16 protein-coding genes are annotated in these 18595 nt (G+C 47.7%); 8 read left to right on the top strand and 8 right to left on the bottom strand.

Annotated elements, in window-relative coordinates; translation table 11 throughout:
* Entirely contained in the window at window positions 1–1863 is a 1863-nt protein-coding gene (gene cydC, locus ACETMN_RS31520) for a thiol reductant ABC exporter subunit CydC (RefSeq protein WP_341074096.1), read from the top strand.
* A 176-nt stretch (window positions 1864–2039) separates the two neighbouring features.
* Here the strand turns inward: cydC and ACETMN_RS31515 are convergent, their stop codons facing one another.
* Complete coding sequence (locus ACETMN_RS31515; protein WP_105600660.1) at window positions 2040–3071, bottom strand: LacI family DNA-binding transcriptional regulator; 1032 nt, start codon at window positions 3069–3071, stop codon at window positions 2040–2042.
* Window positions 3072–3562: 491 nt separating this feature from the next.
* Here ACETMN_RS31515 and ACETMN_RS31510 point away from each other — a divergent pair, with 491 nt between their 5' ends.
* From ACETMN_RS31510 to ACETMN_RS31500, 3 genes are all read left to right on the top strand, one after another.
* On the top strand, window positions 3563–4906 hold the full coding sequence (locus tag ACETMN_RS31510; RefSeq protein WP_411735531.1) for an ABC transporter substrate-binding protein: 1344 nt from the start codon (window positions 3563–3565) through the stop codon (window positions 4904–4906).
* A gap of 138 nt (window positions 4907–5044) precedes the next feature.
* The gene (locus tag ACETMN_RS31505; protein WP_076320327.1) at window positions 5045–5938 is read left to right on the top strand and encodes a carbohydrate ABC transporter permease; all 894 of its coding nucleotides are present in this window, start codon (window positions 5045–5047) and stop codon (window positions 5936–5938) included.
* The gene (locus ACETMN_RS31500; protein ID WP_091012639.1) at window positions 5938–6756 is read left to right on the top strand and encodes a carbohydrate ABC transporter permease; all 819 of its coding nucleotides are present in this window, start codon (window positions 5938–5940) and stop codon (window positions 6754–6756) included. Before ACETMN_RS31505 ends, ACETMN_RS31500 begins: the two co-directional genes overlap by 1 nt.
* 94 nt (window positions 6757–6850) lie before the next feature.
* Here the strand turns inward: ACETMN_RS31500 and ACETMN_RS31495 are convergent, their stop codons facing one another.
* The 3 genes from ACETMN_RS31495 to ACETMN_RS31485 all read right to left on the bottom strand — a co-directional run bounded on the left by ACETMN_RS31495 (window position 6851) and on the right by ACETMN_RS31485 (window position 9123).
* Window positions 6851–7810, bottom strand: a complete 960-nt coding sequence (locus tag ACETMN_RS31495; RefSeq protein ID WP_036613004.1) for an MraY family glycosyltransferase — start codon at window positions 7808–7810, stop codon at window positions 6851–6853.
* A gap of 121 nt (window positions 7811–7931) precedes the next feature.
* The gene (locus ACETMN_RS31490; protein WP_411735530.1) at window positions 7932–8744 is read right to left on the bottom strand and encodes a hypothetical protein; all 813 of its coding nucleotides are present in this window, start codon (window positions 8742–8744) and stop codon (window positions 7932–7934) included.
* A gap of 55 nt (window positions 8745–8799) precedes the next feature.
* On the bottom strand, window positions 8800–9123 hold the full coding sequence (locus ACETMN_RS31485; RefSeq protein WP_244661071.1) for an ArsR/SmtB family transcription factor: 324 nt from the start codon (window positions 9121–9123) through the stop codon (window positions 8800–8802).
* Window positions 9124–9285: 162 nt separating this feature from the next.
* Between ACETMN_RS31485 and ACETMN_RS31480 the strand changes: the two genes are divergently transcribed.
* Window positions 9286–9675: a nuclear transport factor 2 family protein gene (locus tag ACETMN_RS31480; RefSeq protein ID WP_105600290.1), complete on the top strand. Its 390-nt coding sequence runs from the start codon at window positions 9286–9288 to the stop codon at window positions 9673–9675.
* A 587-nt stretch (window positions 9676–10262) separates the two neighbouring features.
* Here ACETMN_RS31480 and gntK read toward each other — a convergent pair.
* From gntK to ACETMN_RS31460, 4 genes are all read right to left on the bottom strand, one after another.
* Window positions 10263–11813, bottom strand: a complete 1551-nt coding sequence (gene gntK, locus ACETMN_RS31475; RefSeq protein ID WP_091012646.1) for a gluconokinase — start codon at window positions 11811–11813, stop codon at window positions 10263–10265.
* 290 nt (window positions 11814–12103) lie between these two features.
* Window positions 12104–12931, bottom strand: coding sequence for a carbohydrate ABC transporter permease (locus ACETMN_RS31470; RefSeq protein ID WP_036612996.1), 828 nt, complete (start codon window positions 12929–12931; stop codon window positions 12104–12106).
* 20 nt (window positions 12932–12951) lie between these two features.
* Window positions 12952–13818, bottom strand: coding sequence for a carbohydrate ABC transporter permease (locus ACETMN_RS31465; RefSeq protein WP_091013252.1), 867 nt, complete (start codon window positions 13816–13818; stop codon window positions 12952–12954).
* A 128-nt stretch (window positions 13819–13946) separates the two neighbouring features.
* On the bottom strand, window positions 13947–15221 hold the full coding sequence (locus tag ACETMN_RS31460; RefSeq protein WP_091012648.1) for an ABC transporter substrate-binding protein: 1275 nt from the start codon (window positions 15219–15221) through the stop codon (window positions 13947–13949).
* A 323-nt stretch (window positions 15222–15544) separates the two neighbouring features.
* Between ACETMN_RS31460 and ACETMN_RS31455 the strand changes: the two genes are divergently transcribed.
* From ACETMN_RS31455 to glpK, 3 genes are all read left to right on the top strand, one after another.
* On the top strand, window positions 15545–16312 hold the full coding sequence (locus tag ACETMN_RS31455) for a GTP cyclohydrolase II (RefSeq protein WP_047840826.1): 768 nt from the start codon (window positions 15545–15547) through the stop codon (window positions 16310–16312).
* A gap of 192 nt (window positions 16313–16504) precedes the next feature.
* Window positions 16505–17074 carry a glycerol-3-phosphate responsive antiterminator gene (locus ACETMN_RS31450; protein WP_091013254.1) on the top strand — a complete coding sequence of 190 codons (570 nt, stop codon included), beginning with the start codon at window positions 16505–16507 and terminating at the stop codon, window positions 17072–17074.
* A gap of 28 nt (window positions 17075–17102) precedes the next feature.
* Complete coding sequence (gene glpK, locus ACETMN_RS31445) at window positions 17103–18590, top strand: glycerol kinase GlpK (RefSeq protein WP_091012650.1); 1488 nt, start codon at window positions 17103–17105, stop codon at window positions 18588–18590.
* Window positions 18591–18595 lie beyond the last annotated feature (5 nt).

The raw sequence follows: 18595 nt of genomic DNA, 5'->3' as shown, positions 1-18595 counted from the left end.
ATGAAGTCCGGATATGAACATATGGAGACCGTCCGTAACGGAAAAGAAAAAAATAGCTGGATCGCTCCGTATGTGGCACAGTACCGCTGGAGATTCATCGCAGTCATTGCGCTGGGTACATGCGCTGCCTTGTGTGCGGTACTGCTGCTGTTCACCTCCGGATTTCTGATCTCCAAGTCTGCGCTGCGTCCTGAAAATATTCTGATGGTGTATGTACCTATTGTCGGTGTACGTGCATTTGGGATATTTCGCGCCGTCTTTCGATATATCGAGCGATTGGCAGGACATGATGCCGTACTGCGTGTGTTGGCCGATCAACGGGTGAAGTTATATCGCATTCTGGAGCCACAGGCCCTGTTCCTGCGCTCTCGCATGCAGACCGGAGATGTACTCGGAGCACTCGCCGATGATGTGGAGCGGCTGCAGGATATCTATCTGCGTACAGTCTTCCCCGCCGTTACGGCACTTGTGATGTACGGTGGGGCTGTGATTGCTTTTGGCAGTGTTGATCTGGGATTTGCGCTGTGGATGGGCTTGTATATGTTATTTCTCATTGCCGTGTTACCTGCGATCACCCTGAAAGTGACGTGGAAATGGCGTGTACGGCTGAAAAAGGAAAACAGCAGGTTGTATACCCGTCTGACCGACGGTGTACTTGGACTGGGAGATTGGCTTGCAAGTGGACGAGCGGCCGAATTTGTTCAGCAGCAGGAAGAAGCGGAGGAACGGGTCGACGCGGTTCGTCGCAAGTTGCGGCGTTGGACACGCTGGCGTGATCTGATGGCCCAGTGCGTCATTGGCCTGCTGGTGGTATCGGTTACGTTATGGGCCGGAAACGCCGCTTCTGTCGGGCAATTACCTGCCGTGATGATTGCTGCTTTTGTATTGGTGTTATTTCCGCTCACGGAAACACTTCTGCCTGTAGGGGATGCGGTGGAGCATCTTCCACAGTATCGAGAATCACTGGATCGCTTGAAGCAGCTCGAAGGGAAAGGGTATCTTCCGGGGCAGAATGGAGCGAATGATGTTGATGGAACGGGCGACTCGGACAGACGAATTCGTCTACGCATTCCACCCAAAATCAGAGCAGACATCGAGATTAATCGCGTAAGTTACCGTTATGCAGCGGATGATTCCTACGCCGTACATGATGTATCCCTTCATCTGCCACAAGGCAAACGATTAGCCATTCTTGGACGAAGCGGCGGTGGCAAATCGACATTGTTGAAGCTGATTCAGGGGGCATTACTTCCGTCTGCGGGGAAAGTTCTGATCAATAATATGCCTGTGCAGACCTTGGGTGAGAGTGTCACTGATGTCATCGCAGTGCTGAACCAGAGCCCACACCTGTTCGACACCACTGTAGCCAATAATATTCGGATTGGTCGTCCACATGCAACGGATGAGGAGATTCGTCAGGTGGCCGCCCAGGTAGGTTTATCCGGTCTGATCGAATCTTTGCCGCAGGGATATGATACGCCAATGCTGGAGACGGGTTTGCGTTTCTCCGGTGGGGAAAGACAACGGATCGCTCTGGCCCGGGTACTGCTTCGGGAGACACCTGTTATTATATTGGATGAACCAACCGTAGGGCTTGATCCGGTGACGGAACGCGAGTTGATGCGGACCATTCTGGACAGCTTGCAAGGCAAAACGATGATCTGGGTCACCCATCACCTGATTGGTGCGGAACAGATGGACGAACTTATTTTTATGGAAAATGGACAGATTGCCATGCAGGGTTCTCACGAACAATTGCTGGCTGGAGAAGAGCGATACCGCCGTCTCATCGAACTCGATCGACCCGGATGGTCTGACTTGCAGACAGTAGAGGGCAAGCTGCCTACTGCCGCTTCCAGATAGCAGGAACTTTCCCGGTATAACCATGATCTCAGAGTCGGGACTGTCCGTTCACTCAGCATCGCAAATGGGAGCGGATAGTGTGTCTCAGGTTTATTAAAACAAAATAACACAAACACGGGATGTCCCCTGTCATATTCATGACTATGGGACATCCCCTTTTTGCTTCTTGGTAACGCTCAGATTTCCTGTGCCAGCAGCATGGCTGTGCCACAGGATTGACGCACAACCAGTTCCGGCTCTACTTTAATGCAACGATTATCCATTTGTTTGTTCATCAGATCGAACAGAATCATGGCAGCAAGGCGTCCAATTTTATCCGTATCCTGCTTGACGGTTGTTAGCGCTGGATCGGTATAACGGCAGGCTTCGATGTCGTCACAACCTGCCACAGCTATATCTTCTGGAATGCGTAACCCCACTTCCTTAAAGGCGCGAATAGCTCCAAAGGCAAGTAGATCTGTGGCTGCAAACACGGCACGTGGCAGAGTCTTGCAGGCAAGCATTTTCTTGGCCGCTTCGTATCCATCCGCTGCGGCATAATCTTTGCTGTATACAACCCACTCGGGCTTTTCATCAAGACTAAACTGATTTAGTGAACGTTTGAAAGCCATCTCTCTCTGTTGCATCACAAGAGAGGCGCGCTCCAGCCCGATAAAACCAACTTCTCGATAACCGTTCATATAAAATTGTTCTACAACTTTGGTTGAGATCTTATCGTTATCGGACATGATGTAACAGGAGCTTTGTCCTGTTAGTTCGATATCTATTCCGATACAAGGAATCGGGCTGGCATCCAGGTCAAATATACTGCTCTCGACTTCATCCCCCGCAATAATAATACAGCCATCCACTTGAAAATACTTGGATCTCGCCAAGTAGTCCTCACCCTGATCCAGAAACTTCTCATTTGAGAAGAAGAGTAGATCGTATCCAAGCAAGCCAATTTGTTTCTTAAACGCATTGATAACCTGTACGAAGAAAGGGTGGCTGAAATCCACGTTCAGCTTCCCTGCAAACACAACGCCAACGAGGCTGGATTTTTTGGTTGCCAGTGTTTTGGCTGAAGAAGATGGACGATAGCCTGTCTCTTCCATAATTTTAAGCACACGCTGGCGCGTTTCCTCGCTAATATCTGGATAGTTATTGATAATCTTGGACACCGTGGCTACAGACACGCCGGCTAAACTCGCTATCGTTTTGATATTCATAAACATCCCTCGGATTCCTAAACTAGTTTCGTAAACTGGGGCTGTATCGGTTTTTTTGCTTTCTTGCAAGTATTCTATGCTACAAAGACCGGAGAGTCAACAGAAGAAAGGAGGGAATCACACTTGAAATAATATGCATCCATAGGTTTGAAGCGATCAAAGAGGTTTGTTGCGAAAATAAAGGCTAATTTTAGCTCATAATCTTAATTGTTTTACAGATTTTGAGTCCATTTAAAGGATTACCGGATTGTCTGGGACTGTACATGAAACCATGTCATGTGCTGTTTTTCGTAACTTTCGTAACTGTCGTAAAGGTTACCTTGATTTCAACGTATACAGCAATAAATAAAGCTTTTATCAAGCGAATTGGAGTATGGGAATCAAAAAAACAAAATGACTATTTACAAAATAAAGATCTGAAGTCATAATAAGGGTGGAATTAACGAAACTGATTTCGTAGATTTAATTCAAAAATTTGGGGGACAACGAAAATGAAGAAAATGAATTTAGCCATTGTACTTGTAACCGCTTTATTATGTGTGCTCGCCGCTTGTAGTAGCAGCTCTTCGGAATCAGAAGGAACTCAGGCTACAGACGGCAGCAAAAAAGTTACCTTGAAGATCATTCACTGGCAGCAAGAGAATATTAACAACTACATCAAAGAGTTTAATACGAAATTTGAAGCGAAATATCCGGACGTAAAGGTGGAATATACTACGGTTCCGGCAGACGCGACTTACGATCAGTTGATGCAAACACGGATGAACGCCGGAAGTAATGGGGACGTAGATATCATTCCACTCAAATCAAGCTTTGTAGGCGCTCCGCAGGAATGGTCCAGTGGTGCTGCTGATCCGATGTGGAAGCAATGGATCGATGCCGGGTTAATCAGTGATCTGTCAGATCAATCTTTTATCAACAACTACAATGAAGCGGATGTACAGAACGCAATGACGTATAACGATAAGGTGTACGGTGTAAACATGGGCAAGGTGGCATTCACAGGACTGTTCTACAATAAGGAACTCTTCGCAAAATATAATCTGGAGATCCCTACAACCTGGGATGAATTGCAACATGTTATCAAAGTGTTCAAAGACAATGGTGTCGAAGCGCTGGGTCTGGCGGGTAAAGATGTATGGCCAACAGGTCTTGCGGTGCAAGGGCTCCAGGCCTCTATTCATGAAGATCAGCTTGCTTATATCAAAGGTCTATGGACTGGTGAAACCAAGCTGACTGATCCGGTTCAACTTGAAGTCTTGCAGAAATCCCAGGATCTGATGAACAATGCAATGCCTGGTTTCATGGGTATTGACTACGGAACATTGCCCAGTTTGTTCGCTACAGGCAAGGTGGCTATGATTGCTGACGGCACTTGGGATGCAACAACAATTCAAACGGCCAACCCTGATCTGAAGTTTGGATATTTCCCAATTCCAGGTAGCAATGATGCAGCCAAGAACAAAAATCTGGCGGGTAAATACGATATGACCTGGATGGTGGTGGATAACTCACCGAACAAGGATTACGCAATGAAATGGCTTGATATGTTATCGGAGAAAGAGAACTACACGGAATTTGTGAATGCAGCAGGCTTCCTGCCCACACAGCCTGATGTGGAGATGACAAGTGAGTTTATCCAAGGCATTCAGCCTTACCTGGAGGGCTTTAAACTTTCTTGGGATCAGTTGTTCATTAATCGTCAGAATGTAGGACAGTACATTTCGGAGGCCAGCGTTCACGCAGAGATGCTCAAGCCAGCCGGACCGATTGCAACACCGGAAGAGCTTGCAGGTAAATCCCAAGCGGACTGGGATGCTGCTGCTCCAAAGTAGTTCATAATCATTCATATTCATGGCACAAGTTGGCCGTATGCGCCGGAATAGCGCTCGGGTCTGAGCCTTCAGGCCAGACAAGGCTGTTATTCCGGTTTTCTTATGTCTTAGTTTTACCCCATGAAAGGTGTGAGGACGATGTATCCGTTTGGGAAAGGCAAGGCAAGACTGATTCCTTATCTGTATTTAAGCATTCCGTTGTTACTTTATGTCGTGTTTGGCTTCGGTCCATCACTTGTAACGATACTGTTTTCGTTTACAGATGCTACTGGTGTTCGGGGCCAGGAATGGAGCTTTATCGGCTTTGAAAACTATAAAACATTTTTTGGTGCATCCAATGCTGGAGACCGAATGGATGCTATTGGGCGATCCTTATACTTTGCGTTTGCTGTTGTGATCATACAAAATGCAGTGGGTTTGTTTATAGCGATTTTGATCAATAAAAAGCTTAGAGGCGATAAATTATATCGCGCGGTATTCTTTTTGCCAGTGGTGCTGGGGGTTACTGTGTCTGGACTCATTTGGCAACTCGTTGCAAATCCGCTGGGCGGACCAGCCCAGTCCTTTCTGAATTTCTTTGGTACCAGTTCCAACTTTTTTGGCGATTATAATATCGCCTTTGAACTGATTATTTTTGTTCAAATCTGGATGTACATGGGTTACTCCATGACGATTTTTCTTGCAGGTCTGCAGTCCATTCCGAGCGATCTGTATGAGGCGGGTTACATGGATGGTGCTTCGGGATGGAAAGCATTTACGAACATTACATTCCCCATGATTGCTCCTGCATTCACGGTTAATATGCTCTTGTCTATCATAGGGGCATTGCAAACCTTTGATATTATCTATGTACTTACAGGCGGCAAGTTCAATACAACGACGCTTGCGTTTGATGTTTATGCTACAGCATTTGGCACAGGAACGGCTGATTACGGTTTGGCTTCTGCTGTCGCGATGATTCAGTTCCTCTTTGTATTTACCATATCGATGGTCGCTTTATTTTACCTTCGCAGAAGAGAGGTGGAAGCGTAATGAAACAGAGCCAAACGTCCAGAATGGTCAGCTACGTCATCGTTCTGCTCATGCTTGCGTTGTACGTCTTTCCTCTATTCTATCTGTTCAATGTATCCATGAAGACACAGACAGAGTATCTGCTCAATCCTGTAGCTCTTACCGAAGGGATCCGGCTTGAGAACTTTTCCGAAGCATGGAACAAAGGGAACTTCTCTCAGTATATGTGGAACAGTGTGCTCTATACAGGGATGTCCACCCTGCTGACGTTGATTTTATCTATATTTGCTGCATTCCCGCTCGCACGCAGATATGTTAAATTCAGCACACTCATTTATATTTTCTTTCTGATTTCCATGTACCTTCCCAACCCGCTCATTCCGCAGTTTTCCCTGATTAATAATCTGGGTCTCTACAACACCCAAATCGGGTACATCTTATTGAAGACGACAGGTACGGGCATTGCCTTTCTCATGTTTGTGGGTTATATCAAATCAATATCGCGTGAACTGGATGAGGCGGCGGCCATGGACGGGAGTGGATATACACGTTATCTGTTTACTATCCTTGTTCCGTTAATGAAACCGATCCTGGCAACAGGTATTATTCTTACTGCGATTGGTGTATGGAACGATATTATCGGGCCGACCATTTATTTATCTGATCCGAATTATCAGCCGGTAACCAAAGGACTCTTTACATTTTATGGACAGTACATGAACAACTGGCCGCTGCTCGCCTGTGGCATTCTGATTGTTACCTTGCCACTGGTTGTCCTCTATGTTGCTTTGCAACGTTTCATTGTTGGAGGTGCTATGGCAGGGGCTGTTAAATCGTAAGTTAGAATCACTCAGCTTTCCAAAAAAACATCATAAGAAAGCCACCCTCAACGCAATGAAGGTGGCTTCTATTATTTTCATCGTTATTTTGGTTTTATAACTCCACTAACATCAGAATAATGGAGGATAGACACAGACATGTGCTGACTAGATACAGTACACCCACCACCTGATTTTGATTCAATCCTGCACGCAGCAGTCGATAATGGGCTTGACTCGCATCGGCCTGGTAGATCGCTTTACCTTGAATGAAACGTTTGATAACGACAAAGATGTTGTCGAAGATCGGTACACCCAGCGCCAGAATTGGAATGAAGATGGACAACATGGTTGCTTGTTTAAATGCACCGTCCAGAGCGATAACCGCCAGAATGAAGCCAAGGAACGTAGCGCCTGCATCACCCATGAACACTTTGGCAGGAGCTTTGTTGTACTTCAGATAACCAATCGTTACACCGACCAGAATGATCGACATGAGTGCGGAATCACTTTGACCTTTGGCAAGCGCCACGATGAACAGGGTAATTGCCGAGATGGCCGATAACCCGCCAGCCAGTCCGTCCATGCCGTCCGAGAAGTTGATGACTGTTGTCACCCCGAAGATCCACAGGATCGTGAGAATGAATTGCAGCCAGATTGGAAGCATGACATACTCCGCGTTGAAGGGATTCACAAATCCGGTGAACGCAATGCCAGAAGCAAATACGAGTACTGCCGCAGAGACCTGTACGAGCATTTTGGGCAGGGCAGGAAAATCTTTGCCTTTTGTTTTGTACCAGTCGTCGACGGTACCAATCGTTAGCAGAAGCATACCACCAGCGACCAGAGCCGCTGTTTCCCATGTGATTTCTTTCGTCAGAGCAATGTATGTCAGGAAAAATCCAGTAAATATCGCGTAACTCGCCGTGAGCGGGATAGGTTGCCTGTGTAGCTTACGCTCCACATCTTCCCGAGGCTTGTCCACAAAATCGAGCCGGTGAGCCAGTCGACCAAGCGGCGGAATAAGCAGAACCACGACAGCAAAAGACACTATAAAAGCCAGTATGTATACCATAAACTCGCTTGTTTCACTCCCATCTACCAATTTCCCCTTATTATACGAGTTAAACAGGAAATCTGTCGATGTCATTATTGTAACCATACGTACGCAAAGGTGAGCAAAAGTTCAGGTTTTATCACATTTGAGGAAGATAGGAGCCAAAATAATGTTTTACGGCTTCGGCCTGATATCCATCATCACCTTGCCAGGTTGCTGCAAAAACAAAATCGCTGGAACCACCTTTGCGTTTTCTCGGTTTATCTCCAGGAACCAATATTCCGGCTGCCGCCCAGATTTCCAGCAGGGCATCCCGCTCCTGTTTGCTGGAAGGCAAGATATCTTTCCACTTTTTCTCCAGTGAACGTGCACTGTCCTTGGGGTCTTCCGTCTGAGCTGCTTCAAGCAGCTTTACAAGGATGGCTTGGTCTTCAGGAGTTACTTCATAGTTTGCATCGTTGTCCTTACGCAGTAATTCCAGATCCATCAGGCAATAGATAAGCCAACCGTGACGCACGCCGCCCCACTTGATCCGTTCAAAATTAAGGACGTTTAAGTCGATGTTGGAATATTCCTTGTCTGACTGCAAACGCAGGAAGTTACAATCCCCACAGGCACTGGTGTTAGGGTGAAGGGCAGGTCGTTCCGCATAGGTGTGTAAAGGCATGTGCGATGTTAAAGCCCAGCTGGATAATGCGCTGCGTAGATAGACTTTTTTGGTGGACAGACTATGTAGAAATGCCGAAATCACCCGTTCCTTAAACGAGCCATCCTGATGCATGTCGTACAGACGCTGGACAATCTCGTCATGCGTGATCGTGAGTGGATCGAACATAACACCTTTGCTTTTGGCATATTCAAATTCATCTCCAGAGAAGGGTAGAGAGGTTGTTTTCCAGCCACCACCTCCCCAGAAGGTACTCAGCAGTATCTTTGCTGCCTTTTTGTCCATATGGTTAGCCTCCTTTATGGGAATTGCGATCATCATTTGTTTATCCCAGACCTGCTTACTTTAATGTCACGTATTCCTCGGTTGTATTCAGAATCATCTCGACGAGGCCTGGAAAACGTACGTTTAGTTCTTCCTTTCGTAGGGAGTAAAAGTGCTGTTTACCTTCAATGCGCGGCTGGATCACGCCAGCTTCACGTAAAATCTTGATGTGATGGGACAACGTGGATTTGGAAATATGGTCTACTTCGAAGGCGGAACAGTTTTTCTCGCCAGAGCTGGCCAGACAGTGTGCAATTTTCATACGGATCGGATCACCCAATGCATTGCAGACCGTGGTCAGCTTCAGTTCCGAAGCCATAGGTATCGTTGGAGTTCTCATATCTTGACGTTAGCATATTCGGCTTCCTCTTTCAATGTTTGAAAAAAATCGAACTGTCTCTTGCGGGCAGTATAAGAAGTATGTTACATTTCTTTTCAGTTAGTTCGAAAATGTTCGAACTGAAAGATTGGAAAATGGCTTTTTATTCTAGGAGGAATATAAATGAGTACTATAAGTACCACTACACTGTTGAACAACTATTTCCGTTTATTTGATGCTTCACGTACAGACGAGCGCGCCATGCAGGACTTATTGTCTCTGTTTACACCGGACGCAGAGATTGTGCTTAACGGCACCAGCAGATCAGGGTTCGATGGTTTCATGAAGGCTTTCTACGAATACAATAAGGACGTAAAACATATGTGGGACGGTTGGGTGGAACAGCCTGACGGCAGCTACCAAACCAACTGGGCGGTATGCGGACAAGCGGCAGACGGAACGGTATATGCCAAAGCAGGCATTGATATCGCGCGTGTAAATGATGCGGGCCAGATTGTGTATCTGGAGAATGTACAGGCCGACCAGAATGCGTTCAGCAAGTATAATCAGTAACAGCGGAATGTAAATATGAGAAATTGAAATGGTTAGAAACGAAGCTCCACAGTCTTTAAGCTGTGTGGCTTTTTTGTGTATATTTAGCTAATTTGAAAGGCGCTGAGGTGGGGGGATTCATTTATCGAATAGCGCAATTTCCTCAAGATAATTGGTACACAAAAACAGTCTGTGAAGATCTGATTTGTAAATGAAAAAGACCCTCCCGCATGTCCAAAACATGGCGGGAGGGTCCTAGTAAACGTGTATAAAACTAGTCGTTAGAGTCGAATGTTAATCTGAGCCGGATGTAGCTTAGGAGAGGGTGATTTCCTTTGTATTAACGTTGTTTGGTCACTTTTAACGAACCAGACGCACGCTATTGGAAGGTATTTCGTGAATTCAAGATTCTAACGAAACACAGACACGTTAATAGGCTACATATTAGGTTCTAGAGCAGTTTTTTGCCCATGTAATCCGATATAAGGTGGCTCAGGTTCGTTAGATTTTGAAAACATGTTAAAAGCTTCAAATAAGACGTCTACGATTCGTTAGCGTATTCCGGTTCGACTTTTTGAATCTCCGACGTGTAACATCCCACGCCTTCCCTACCCCTGCATCGTCTTATTCTGAAAAGCAGCGATATCCGCGTACTCTTCTTCGAATTTGCGGGAGATGCGGATGAAGATGGGCAGCAACTCCCGATAAACACGGACACTGTCCGGGTCAGGCTGGTGCCGGTGCGTTGATCCGATCATGCCGGAGACGGCACTTAGGGAATCAATGCGGCCCAGAGCATACAAGCCCAGTACGGCTGCGCCGAGACAGGAGCTTTCAATACTTTCCGGGATGATGACATCCTGATCGAAAATATCGGCCATCATCTGGCGCCACAACTCAGAGCGGGCGAAGCCGCCAGTTGCCTGAATTTTTTTTGGACGACCGATCTTTTCTTCAATTGCCAGCATGACCGTGTACAGGTTAAACAACACACCTTCGAGGGCAGCGCGAATCATATGTTCTTTCTTATGATGCAGCGTCAGGCCAAAAAACGAGCCGCGTGCGTTCGGATTCCAGAGCGGAGCCCGCTCACCTGTCATGTACGGATGGAACAAGAGACCCTCCGAACCCGGAGGTACATTTTCTGCAACACGAGTGAGCACCTCATACGGATCGATACCAAGTCTTTTCGCAGTCTCCACCTCGGAAGCCGCAAACTCGTCCCGAATCCAGCGGAAAATAACACCGCCGTTATTGACTGGTCCGCCAATGACCCAGGCATCCTCCGTGAGCGCATAACAGAAGAAGCGTCCTTTTGGATCGGTCACCGGTTTATCTACGACTGTGCGAATCGCTCCACTGGTACCAATGGTCACGGCCACGACGCCCGGATCAATGGCGTTCACGCCCAGATTGGAGAGTACGCCATCACTGGCCCCGATGACAAACGGTGTGGTGACCGCAATGCCCATCTCCTTGGCGTACTCCGGGTGCAATCCATGTTTCAGCACATGTGTGGTTGGGACCAATCGGGACAGGTGTTCCGGCGTAATGCCGGCCACATGCAGCGCTTCTGCATCCCAGTCGAGTTTCTCCAGATTCATGAGTCCGGTGGCGGAGGCCATCGAGTGGTCAATGACGTATTCAGAAAATAATTTATAGAAGACATATTCTTTCATGGATATGAATTTGTACGTCTGTCTGAACAGTTCCGGTTGATCCCGAGTGAGCCACATGATCTTGGTGAGTGGGGACATCGGATGAATGGGCGTACCTGTTCTCAGATAGATTTCGTGGCCATTCATCTCGGATTTGAGTGCTTCGGTCCACTCGGCACTGCGATTATCTGCCCATGTCATGGCTCGCATCAGCGGTTTGCCGTGTTGATCGACTGGCAGAATACTGTGCATGGCTGAACTGAAGGATACAAACAGGATGTCCTCTGGCTTCACTCCCGCTTTGGACGTGGCCTGTTTAACGGATTCGATGACTGCTTTGAAAATATCTTCCGCATCCTGCTCCGCAATCGCAGGTGTGGGGGTGTGCAGCGGATAATCGGCACTGCCTTGAGCCACAATGGTTCCGTTCTGTTCGAACAAGACGGCCTTGGTGGAGGTCGTGCCGATATCTACGCCGATCATATAGGGTGAAGAAGCCATTTTGTCATCCCTCTTTCTTAAATATATAAGTGAAAGAATGCTGTTACACGTTAACACTTCCGGTACAAAAAGCCTTCCGATCGCGTAAATGCGAAGCATATGCTTTCGAAGTAGCTTTCCTTCAGAAAGCTTTTAATTCCATTTCTTCAGGCCCTTTCTGTTCCCTTCGTGCACGTGACGCTATTCATCCAACTTATATGACATCTGTTATTTCATCTATAGTTAAGAATATCAGACTTGAGGGATGGATCAAAATGGAGCAGATTACGTCGATCTCGATTACATCATCCTTAATCCTTCACCGCTCCTGCGGCAATATCCGAAATAAACTGGCGGCTGATGAACAGGAACATAACGATGAGTGGAATGACGGCAAGCAACGTACCCGCGATAACCATGGCATAGTCTGTGTTATACAACCCGTTCAATTGAGACAACGCAATCTGCAACGTATATTTGCGTTCATCCGTCAGGACGATCAAAGGCCACAGATAATCATTCCATACGCCGATAAAAGTGAACGCGCCGAGGAAAGCAAAGGCAGGTCGCAGAATTGGCAGCGCTACGTTCCAATAGAGCCGGAAGAAATTACAGCCGTCGATGCGGCCTGCATCCAGCAGATCGTTTGGAATCGACTCTGTCGCATACTGGCGAATCCAGAAGATGCCGAAGGCGTTCACCATGCCGGGAATAATGAGGGCTTTGAAGGAACCGACCCAACCGAACGTTGCCATCAGTACGAAGGAAGGCACCAGCGACAGCTGGGAAGGTACCATCATGGTCGCGAGCAGCAGGATGAAGAGCCATTTTTTGCCGGGAAATTCAAACTTCGCAAACGCAAACCCCGCCAGTGAGTCAAAAAACAGTACAAGTATGGTCACGAGGCCCGACACAAACAACGTATTCAGAAAGGCGCCCCAGAAATCAATTTGCTGCAATACCCGCGTAATATTATTCCATAGCTCACCCCCGAACCAGAGCTGCGGTGGGAACTTGTAGATATCGGACGTTGTCCGGGTAGACATTACAATCAGCCAATAGAACGGGAACATGGATATGAGCATGCCCCCGATAAGACCGGTATACAACACCAGCGATTTGAGGTGTTTGGTCGCCATGAGCGCTCCCCCTTATCACATCAGGATGATTTGCCTTGAACAAGCTTCCAGTTCACAATCGAGAACAGGGCGATAATGAGGAACATGCCCCAACCAACGGCAGCGCCATAGCCGAAGTAATTGTTAATGAAGGATTCACGGTAGAGGTACAATACAATCGTCATGCCTGCTGCACCAGCGCCGCCATCATTACCTACCAATACTTGCGGCTCGGTGAACAGCTGCATTCCGCCTATCGTTGATGTAATGACCGTAAACAGGATTACAGGGCGCAGCATCGGAATCGTAATTCGGAAAAAGGACTGTATCGCTGATGCGCCGTCAATCTTGGCCGCTTCGTATAATGTCTGCGGGATACTTTGTAGCCCGGCCAGATAGATGACAGCGTTATATCCGGTCCAGCGCCAGACCACCATGGAGGAGATTGCGACTTTGATGCCCCATGGTGCATTAAGCCATTCCACAACAGGTAGCCCGACCGACTGCAACAGATAATTGAGAAAGCCATAATTGTTGGCAAATAAAGCACCGAAGATAATGGCTACCGCTACGATGGACGTGACGTTTGGCAGGAAATAACCGACCCGAAATAATGTACGGAACTTCACAAAGGGTGCATGCAGCAGAAAGGCAATAATCAGGGCGAAGAAGAGCATCGGAATCGTCGAATAGATCCAGATCATGAACGTGTTGCCCACGGCTTGCCAGAACTCGGCATCGGTCAGCATGTATTTGAAGTTGTTGAACCCGTTGTACGTCATGACACCGATGCCATCCCATTTATGAAAAGCCAGATAGAGTGAGAATCCAATCGGGAACAGGCCAAATACCGCAAACAGAATATAAAACGGCGATATTGCAACATAAAGTGCACGATGCTCCCACATTCTCGCCCATAGTGACTTCTGCCGATCCAGATCAGGTCTTGCATTTCCGGGATCGGGAGTAAGACGAGGTTCAGTTACAGCCATATGAATTCCTCCTTTGCGGATAACGAAACCACACGTTCTTCAGGTTAACGCTGCAATTCCCGCTCGACGCGGTGTACCGTATCTGTCCAGACCTGCTGTGGATCGGCATTTTGCTTCGCCACATCATTCAGCCGTCGGGTGATAATGTTGTGTACGGAGGGGTATCTTTCGCCAAAAAAAGCATCCGGCACCTCCTGTGCCGATTCGGCAAATACAGGCCCCGTCGCCTGTCCGCCGAAGAAAGGTTCTTTTTCTTTCATAGCAGGGTCATCAAACACACCTGGTGCGGAAGGGAACAGGTTCAATGTCTGGTATTGCTCCAGCTGATTTTCGGGACTTTGCAGCCATTGAACCAGTTCAAAGGCTTCCTGAGGATGTTCACTCGACTTCAGGATAGACAGGAATGATCCCCCGTTGTTGCCATCCCCTCCCGGAGCCCGAGCTACCCGCCACTTCCCGGATGTATCCGGTGCAGCTTCCTGAAGCACTTGCTTCATCCAGACAGCACCCACGAACGAGGCGACTTCACCGTTATTCATCGCTGCGTTCCAGCCTGGAGTCCAGCCGTCTGCATTGGCAAGCAGTCCCTTCTCTTTGAAAGCTATGGATGTATCCCAGCTTGTTCGCACCAGAGCAGAATCCATGCCGATGAATGAACCATCTGGACGGAAATAACGTTCAGCGCCTTGTGACAACACTTGGTTGTAAACGCTTCCAATGTTATCGGTCAGAAATACCTTGCCTCCGAATTTCTCCTTGATCTGTTCTCCGGCAGCGGCATATGCATCCCAGCTGTTAATCTGACGTGTAACGTCCTCGGGATCAGATGGCAATCCTGCCTCCTTGAAGAGATCTTCACGATAGAAGAGAGCTGTTGGTCCCGTATCCATCGGGAACCCGATCATCTGTCCGCTTGGCGTAACGCCTTGCTTCCATTTCCACGGCAGATACTGGTCTTCAATATCGCCTGCACCGAGATCATACAGATTATAGAAACGGTCCTCACTGGGGAATAGCTCCATGATCCAGTCGTTCAATGCCACAATGTCTGGTTCACCTGAGCGTGCAGCGAGTGTTGTTTTGAGCTTTGCTTTGAAATCACCGCCGATTTTCTGAGCTGTCAGTTCAATGTTGGGGAACTTTTCCTTAGCCCTGGCAATCAACTTATCATCGATGGAACGGTTCCAGTACCATAATGTAAGCGTTACCTTTTTGTTGTTCGCTGAATCGTCCTGTCCGGGCCAGATGGAGCATCCGCTTATGAGCAGGACGCAGACCATCAGTATGGCTGTCCAGCATGTTCTTTTCCGGCGGATCATGTGCATTACCCCCTCATCGTTAAGTTCGAGGCATGAAGTGCTTTGGACTACAACATTAGTGTATGAGCAGTTTATAAACTCATACCCAATATTCCTGAAATGAAACACATATTTGTGTCCGTTGCGTAACATAAATTGGGTAGTTACTTTAAAAATAAAAGTTACTTGACACATTATAATTTTTATTCTAAACTAACTTACATAAAGTAACTAATGATGATGAGAATAATATAGATGCGTACTATATAACATCCAAGTGATCCAATTTCACGCTGGATGCGAATCAATCAACATACAAGTTGGCCTAAACAGGAGGAACGACAATGATCAATTCACATATTATTCAACTGCTTGCCCCTAAAATTCAGACTTTTCCGAGTGGAAAAGAGTTTATATACCTGGTGGGACCAATCAAGCTTCCGGTTAACCTCGATGGGGAGACCAAGACATTCCAGTGGTACAGCTGGATGAAATCGGACAAAGCGATGGAGAGCGGCGAGTTAATCGAATCCCTTGCTGAGGCTGAACTAGCAGAGCGTCAACAATCCAGTGTTCTGGTGTACGGTGACTTTGCTGAAGCACAAGAAGCGCTGATCCGGATGCATAGCATCTGTCATACAGGCGACATCTTTGGCAGCAAGCGTTGTGATTGTGGCTTCCAATTGGAGCAATCCATGAAAATGATCGCCGCTCACGGAGCGGGTGCACTGTTCTATCTTGCGAATCATGAAGGCCGTGGCATCGGTCTGTTCAGCAAAGCCATGGCGTACATTTTGCAAGAAGAAGGTCTGGACACGGTAGATGCGAACTTGCAGCTCGGATTCACGGACGATGCTCGTAATTATGACGATGCGATTGCTGTGCTGCGTGCACTTCGCTCCGCACCGGTTACATTGATCACGAACAATCCACGGAAGCTGGCTGCTTTGCAGGAAGCAGGATTGAATGTGGGCGGACGTGTCCCACTGTGGGGAGATCGCTCTGCATTCAACGAGAAATATCTGCAAACGAAAGTGAACCGTTCTGGTCACTTGGCGGAAAGTGATGGCTGGGCTGGGGCAGAGACGCTGCTTCCGCATGCGCAGGCTTAATCTTTATTCATTGAACATATACGATTAGCTGATTAGCCGTTGTTTTACTCTCCGCTATGGAGAAGTATACAGCGGCTTTTTTGCATGGATGACAGGGTAGCGATCAGGTTTCCCTGATTCATGGAATGGCTTGCCGTTCCGACAGTGTGGATTATACAATATAGTCATCTGATGAATGCGGGAGGAACCAAGGTGCCATTTGAGGGACAACGTATATTGCCGGCTGCGAAGAGCATGAAGCAGTTTGAAGCGATCATTGAAGGCCCTTATACCTATGGGGTGATGCTGGAAACGCATATTGCACAGCTTCAGAGTGTAATGGATGAGGCGCGGCGGTATGACAAAAAGATACTTTTGCATGCAGATCTGGTACAGGGATTAAAAAACGATGAGTACGCGGCAGAGTATCTGTGTCAGCACATTCGCCCGGCAGGACTGATTTCGACTAGGGCAAGTGTCATCCAGAAGGCGAAGCAGAAAGGCATCACAGCCATTCAGCGTGTGTTTCTGCTGGATACCCATGCACTGGAGAAAAGTTATCTGTTGCTGGCCAAAACCCAACCTGATTACATTGAAGTATTACCTGGCGTCATTCCGCATATTATTGCGGAAGTATCTGTGCGTACAGGGATACCCATTATTGCGGGGGGATTGATCCGTTCACCTGAAGAGGTTGAACTTGCGCTTGGCGTCGGGGCTACGGCAGTGACCACATCCAACGCAGAGCTGATCCGACATTTTGAGAAATCGCTTACAAATTAAAAATAACCCACAACAGGAGGTTGGTTGTATGGAAAAATATATATTGGCTCTGGATCAGGGAACGACAAGCTCCCGAGCTATTCTGTTTAACCGTGGCGGAGAGATTGTGCACATTGCACAGCAGGAATTCCCCCAGTATTTCCCCAAACCGGGCTGGGTAGAGCAGAATGCCAACGAAATCTGGAGTTCCATTCTTGCCGTGATGGCTTCATGTCTGGCAGAGAGCGGAATCAAACCTGTTCAGATTGCCGGAATTGGAATTACGAATCAACGTGAGACTGTTGTGGTATGGGACAAAGAAACAGGCAGACCCATCTATAATGCAGTGGTATGGCAATCCAGACAGACCGCAGATATCTGTGAAGAATTGAAGACGCAGGGTCTCGGGGACCTTTTCCGCCGTAAAACAGGATTACTGATCGATCCCTACTTCTCCGGAACAAAGGTGAAGTGGATTCTGGATCATGTCCCTGGTGCCCGGGAGCGGGCCGAGAAGGGTGAATTGCTCTTTGGCACGATTGATAGCTGGTTAATCTGGAAACTGAGCGGGGGTACACATGTCACGGATATATCCAATGCCTCACGTACCTTGATCTATAACATCTATGATCTGCAATGGGATGACGAATTGTTGGCTATCCTCGACATTCCTAAGGCCATGCTGCCAGAGGTACGGGGTTCATCCGAGGTGTATGCACACACAACAGATTATCATTTCTTCGGTCATCGGATTCCGATCGCGGGAGCAGCAGGAGATCAACAGGCAGCGATGTTTGGTCAGGGCTGTTACACCAAGGGCAGTATGAAAAATACATATGGTACCGGTTGTTTCATGCTTATGAATACGGGAGAGAACCCGGTACAATCCAATCACGGACTGATTACGACGATTGCTTGGGGGATGAATGGCAAGGTTGAATATGCGCTCGAAGGCAGCATTTTTGTCGCAGGTTCAGCGGTTCAGTGGCTGCGTGACGGATTAAGAATGCTTCGCTCTTCAAAAGACAGCGAGGATTACGCCTCACGTGTGCCTTCCACAGATGGCGTTTATATGGTACCTGCCTTTGTGGGACTGGGCAGTCCATATTGGGATAGTGAGGTTAAGGGTGCGGTGTTTGGCCTGACCCGAGGTACGACGAAGGAACACTTTATCCGTGCTACGCTTGAGGCGTTGGCGTATCAGACCAAAGATGTACTGGAGGCCATGGAATCCGACTCGGGTATTCCCGTGCATGCTCTGCGTGTGGATGGAGGAGCGGCGGCGAATGATTTTCTCATGCAGTTCCAGAGTGATATTCTGGGCATTCCTGTCGAACGCCCAACGGTGAATGAAACGACTGCATTGGGTGCGGCTTATCTGGCAGGATTGGCGGTTGGATATTGGACGAGTGCGGATGAATTGACGGATCATGAGAATACGGAGCGTGTCTTCAAGCCTGTTATGGCTGAGCAACAACGGACAGAACTGTATGCAGGCTGGAAACGTGCAGTGAATGCAGCAATGGCTTTTAAATAAAAGAA

The sequence above is a fragment of the Paenibacillus sp. M2 genome (assembly GCF_046713495.1).
In the GTDB taxonomy this organism is placed as follows: domain Bacteria; phylum Bacillota; class Bacilli; order Paenibacillales; family Paenibacillaceae; genus Paenibacillus; species Paenibacillus amylolyticus_B.
This window is presented reverse-complemented; position numbering and strand designations above follow the sequence as displayed.

Excerpts from the sequence above, each read along its gene's own strand:
- cydC (WP_341074096.1), top strand. The coding sequence starts at position 1 with ATGAAGTCCGGATATGAACATATGGAGACCGTCCGTAACGGAAAAGAA.
- ACETMN_RS31515 (WP_105600660.1), bottom strand. The coding sequence starts at position 3,071 with ATGAATATCAAAACGATAGCGAGTTTAGCCGGCGTGTCTGTAGCCACG.
- ACETMN_RS31510 (WP_411735531.1), top strand. The coding sequence starts at position 3,563 with ATGAAGAAAATGAATTTAGCCATTGTACTTGTAACCGCTTTATTATGT.
- ACETMN_RS31505 (WP_076320327.1), top strand. The coding sequence starts at position 5,045 with ATGTATCCGTTTGGGAAAGGCAAGGCAAGACTGATTCCTTATCTGTAT.
- ACETMN_RS31500 (WP_091012639.1), top strand. The coding sequence starts at position 5,938 with ATGAAACAGAGCCAAACGTCCAGAATGGTCAGCTACGTCATCGTTCTG.
- ACETMN_RS31495 (WP_036613004.1), bottom strand. The coding sequence starts at position 7,810 with ATGGTATACATACTGGCTTTTATAGTGTCTTTTGCTGTCGTGGTTCTG.
- ACETMN_RS31490 (WP_411735530.1), bottom strand. The coding sequence starts at position 8,744 with ATGGACAAAAAGGCAGCAAAGATACTGCTGAGTACCTTCTGGGGAGGT.
- ACETMN_RS31485 (WP_244661071.1), bottom strand. The coding sequence starts at position 9,123 with ATGAGAACTCCAACGATACCTATGGCTTCGGAACTGAAGCTGACCACG.
- ACETMN_RS31480 (WP_105600290.1), top strand. The coding sequence starts at position 9,286 with ATGAGTACTATAAGTACCACTACACTGTTGAACAACTATTTCCGTTTA.
- gntK (WP_091012646.1), bottom strand. The coding sequence starts at position 11,813 with ATGGCTTCTTCACCCTATATGATCGGCGTAGATATCGGCACGACCTCC.
- ACETMN_RS31470 (WP_036612996.1), bottom strand. The coding sequence starts at position 12,931 with ATGGCGACCAAACACCTCAAATCGCTGGTGTTGTATACCGGTCTTATC.
- ACETMN_RS31465 (WP_091013252.1), bottom strand. The coding sequence starts at position 13,818 with ATGTGGGAGCATCGTGCACTTTATGTTGCAATATCGCCGTTTTATATT.
- ACETMN_RS31460 (WP_091012648.1), bottom strand. The coding sequence starts at position 15,221 with ATGATCCGCCGGAAAAGAACATGCTGGACAGCCATACTGATGGTCTGC.
- ACETMN_RS31455 (WP_047840826.1), top strand. The coding sequence starts at position 15,545 with ATGATCAATTCACATATTATTCAACTGCTTGCCCCTAAAATTCAGACT.
- glpK (WP_091012650.1), top strand. The coding sequence starts at position 17,103 with ATGGAAAAATATATATTGGCTCTGGATCAGGGAACGACAAGCTCCCGA.